Origin of the sequence: Prosthecobacter sp. (assembly GCF_020439865.1) — a bacterium.
Lineage (GTDB): Bacteria > Verrucomicrobiota > Verrucomicrobiia > Verrucomicrobiales > Verrucomicrobiaceae > Prosthecobacter.
Window position 1 is genome coordinate 1 of the sequence record NZ_JAGRPF010000181.1, and the last position, 4,253, is coordinate 4,253.

Sequence of the window (4,253 nt, forward strand, 5' to 3'; positions counted from 1 at the left end):
CCGATGACGTTGCAGATCAGGAAGTCGCCCTGCATTTCCTCCGGGAAGTGCGTGCTGCTGACGACTTCGCTCGCAGTGACCGGACGCACTTCCTTCTTGAGCAGTTCATACATCTTGAAGCCGTTGCCCTCGGGCCGCACCTGATACGCACGTCCGCCGGTGCCGTCGGTGGCGTATTGATAGCCCCAGGTGTCGAACGAGGTGCCGTGCGGGTTGGGCGAGTTCGTCGCATGCAGCGAGATCGTAAAGCGGCGCGGATCGAAGCGATACATCGCGGAGGCGGTGGCGTTCAGCGACGGTCCCCAAGGGTGCTCGTAGTTGTGCTGCATGAAGACGCCGCTCTGCCAGTAAACGCCGCCGTCGGGGCCGTAGATGAGATTGTTCGCGCCATGATGCGTGTCGCTGCTGTCGAGGCCCTGCAGCATGATGGTCTGAACGTCGGCCTTGTCGTCGCCGTCGGTGTCCTTGAGGAAAAGGATTTCGCTCTGCCGCGTGACAAGCACGCCGCCGTTCCAGAACTCAAAGCCCAGTGGATTGTTGACCCGCGCGAACTCGGTCATGCGATCCGCTTTGCCGTCGTTGTTGTCGTCGTGAAGGATGAGCAGCGCGTCCTTGGACTCCTTCAGCGGCTCCCATTTCGGATAATCCGACCACGCGGCGACCCAAAGGCGGCCCTTCGAGTCGAACTGCATCTGCACCGGATTCGCGAGTTCGGGGAACTGCGCTTCATCGGCAAAGAGATGCACCTCGAAGCCCTTCTTCACGGCCATGTGCTTGATCGCCTCCTCGCCGCTGATGTAGCGCAGCACGCCTTCCTTCTGCGCACTGCTGCTCTTGCTGCCGCCGCCGACGTTGGAGATCACCGGAATGGGTTTCGGCACATTGCTGTCGTCGATCTTCTTGTCACCGCCGGTGATGCGCGCCCACACGCGTTCGTCGCGGTTGTTCGTCATCACATCGAGCATCGAAAGCTCGTGCTGCAGCACGACACCATTGGTCTGGCCGTCCACGAAGCTCAAGGTCGAGCGGCTGCCCCACACGTCGTTGCCGTCGGATGCGTGATAGCGCTGATACCAGTGGTAACTCTTGTCCACCACGGCCTCGCGCAGCGGCTCCATCGATGGCGATGCGCTCACCTGCTTGCCGAGCAAGCCTTTCGCGATCACTTCGGCGAGCTGGCGATTGCCATCCGGCGTGAGATGCACGCCGTTGATCGTCAGCGGTTCCTTCGCCGCCTTGAACAGCTCCAGCGACGGATGGAAGAGATCGACAAAGGCGACACCCGCCTCGTTCGCCGCCGATTCTGTGGCCTTCGTGAGGGCTTCGAGCTGCGCGTTGTGCGCCTTGCCATCGGGAACGTTGACATTGCGCGTGTCCTCATGCGCGATCGGGCTGAAGAGCACGATGCGCGGGAAGGACTTGCCATTCGCCTTGCTGCCGCGCGTCTTCTTCACGAACTCGACGAGCAGCTTCTGATAATCTTCCGGCTTGGTGTCGAAGGACTCGTTGTAGCCAAAGAAGCCGAACACCACGTCCGCCTTCACATGCTGCAGGTAGGTGGTCATCGAAATCTGGCCGGGGCTGCGCGGATATGAGTTCGGGCGGTCGCCGCTCGTGCTCATGTTGCGGAAACGCACGTTCAGCTCCGGCATCGCGCTTTGCAGCAGCGTCTCCATCCAGCCGTCGTGCTGCATGCGGTCGGGCAGGCCGTTGCCGAGGATCGCGACGACATCGCCTTTGTTGAAGGCAAACGGCATCGGGTCCTTGTAATCGGCTGGCACGTCGGCGAGCGGCGGTTCTGGCGGGCCGGAGGATTTCCCACCACCTGAGCCTTTGACCACAGGTTTGCCCGGCTTTCCATCAAACGCGAGGTAGGCGAGCTTGCCGCCGCCTTTCACATCAATCGTCAGTGCTTCCGGCCCGGCGACGTTCTTGAGTTCAAACACTGGTTTGCGGGCGTCATCCAGCAACTGAAGCGTAAAGCCGCCCAGACGATCCGAGAAGCCCTCGCGCGCCCACAGCCCGATCGTGTCGATCGGCTGACTGGAACCAAGATCCACTTCCCACCACGGATTCGGTTGGTTTTCTGCCGTGTGCGTCTGACCACCCTTGCCCCAGTCCGGATTTTTGTTGCCGTCGAAGGCACGCTCCGGCACGCCGCCGTTCTTGGTCGTCGATTGCGTCGCCTTGCCGTTCTTCGCGATGTTTTTCCCACCGCTCATGATCTCGATCTCGGCGATCTGCAGGCATTTCTTTTCGCCGGGAATCTCGATGCGCACATAGCGGGCCGGTTTGCCCGTTGCGACGGTCGGCTTTCCATCGACCGAAGCCGACACAGGCTGCGCTGAGGTCTGTTTTGCAGACTTCTTCTCCTGCTTTGCCTTCTTATCGCCTTTTTTCGTCTCCGGTCCCTTGGTGTTGTGGTTCGCCGGAATCGGGCTTTCAAATCCTGCATACATCTCTGGCTTGATGCCGCGTGCATAGGCGCCGCCGCCATAGATGTTCGGTTGGAACGGGCCGACGAAGGCGATGTTGAGATCCGGCTTGATCGCGTCTTCCAATCCCACCGCCCAGAAGATGCCGTTCACGAGCAAGCGGCGATAGCCTTCGTTAGTGATGTCTTCCGACGTGCCATAAAGCGACGTGAACACGCGGCCCAACTTGCCGGAAGCGCTCTTGTAAGTGCGCGTCCATTCGCTCGGTTGTGGTGGCTGTGTTTTCGAAGCCGGCGAGTCCGGCGACATGCCATCCAGCGGCTGCGCCATCGTCAAAATCTCGCCATCCGTAGGTTTGCCGACATAACCGCCCGCCTGCACCCACACATCCTTCACTCCACGCAGGATCGGGTTCGATGCCTTCTCCGGCACGATGGTGATGCGCGTGCTCTGCACGTGATTCTTGCCGTAGTGGCCCACCCAGGTCTGCCCGAGCACCTGATGACCGAAGCCGGACTCATAGCCGGCGACCTTGGAGTTGTAGTCATACTTGGCATAGGGCTCCGGCGTGCCTTTGAAGGCATGCGTGGCCGTGCGCAGCCCAACGACTGGGCCACCGCGCTTGAGGTAATCGTCGAAGTGCTTCATCTGCTCCGGCGGCAGTCCTTGGAAGCGCAGGAACACCACGGCGAGATCGGCGGAATCCAGCGCCTCCATGCCGGGAATATTCTGCGGTTCACCCGCGGCGATGTTGCCATCCGGATCGATGTCGAAAAGCACCGTGCATTTGAACCCTTGATGCTTCGCCAAAATGCGTGCCAGCTCCGGCAGCGTCTCCTCCGAGCGATATTCGTGATCTCCGGCTAGGAAGACGATGTGCTTGCCCTTGCCAGGGCCGTCCGTGCCTTCAAAAACAAGAGGCGCGGCGGTCGCGAAGCTCGCGAATGACAGCAGGGTGAGGAGGAGGGTGGTTGGCTTGGTCATGGGAAGGAAGGAAACAAACGCGAAATCACGATCTTTGTATCCCACGGTGTGCCGCAAAACCGGACAGATAAAAAGGCAAGGCGCTGAAATCTTGCCCTCAGCGTTGTCCTCGCCCCTGACGCAGACGGCGCTACTTCTGGTAGTCGGCGCCGGTGAGGCTCTTTAGCACGCTGTCCTGCCACGCACGGAGCTTGGTTTGCAGTGTCCCGACCTCTTCGGGCTGTTTCTTCGCCAGATCGGTCGTTTCGGCTGGGTCGGTCTTGAGGTCGAAAAGTTCGACCTTCGGATCGCCCTTCTTCTGCTCGTGAATCACGAGTTTCATGTCGCCGTCGATGATCGCACGGGGGCCGAGGTAGTCGGCGTCGGTGATGGTGGTGTGCTTGAAGTTGGTGAAGTTACGCGTGGCGATGCCTCCCATCTTTTTGACGAGCGGCGTGGTGCCTTTCTGCAGCTCGGGATCGATGTAGGGCTCGCCCTTGGCCTTGCCGATTTCACATTCCCAGAAGTAGAGAGGATTCGAGCGTGCGGTCATCTTGCCGTCGATCAGGGGCAGGAGGTCGATGCCGTCTATCGGACGTGACGGGAGCGGCTGGCTGGTGATGGCGCAGAGCGTGGGCAGCAGGTCGCTCGTGCTGGCGCGAATCTTTGTGCTGCGTGGCTTTGGCACGCGTGCAGGCCACTCGATGAGGCCGGGCACGAGAATGCCGCCGTCATAGACCTGGCCTTTGACGCCGAGATGCGGTCGGACGAGCGAGCCGTCGGCGGAAGTGCCGTTGTCGCCGCAGTAAAAGAGCAGCGTGTTTTCGCGCAGCCCCTGTGCGGCGAGAAACTTCC

The 4,253-nt window shown here is 60.8% G+C and carries 2 protein-coding genes; both read right to left on the reverse strand.

Annotated elements, in window-relative coordinates; translation table 11 throughout:
- Positions 1 to 3,419, reverse strand: a 3,419-nt coding sequence (locus KDL09_RS20500) for a PVC-type heme-binding CxxCH protein (RefSeq protein ID WP_294389284.1), incomplete at its 3' end; no start/stop codon positions are given.
- 130 nt (positions 3,420 to 3,549) lie between these two features.
- Positions 3,550 to 4,253, reverse strand: a 704-nt coding sequence (locus KDL09_RS20505) for a sulfatase-like hydrolase/transferase (protein ID WP_294389286.1), incomplete at its 5' end; no start/stop codon positions are given.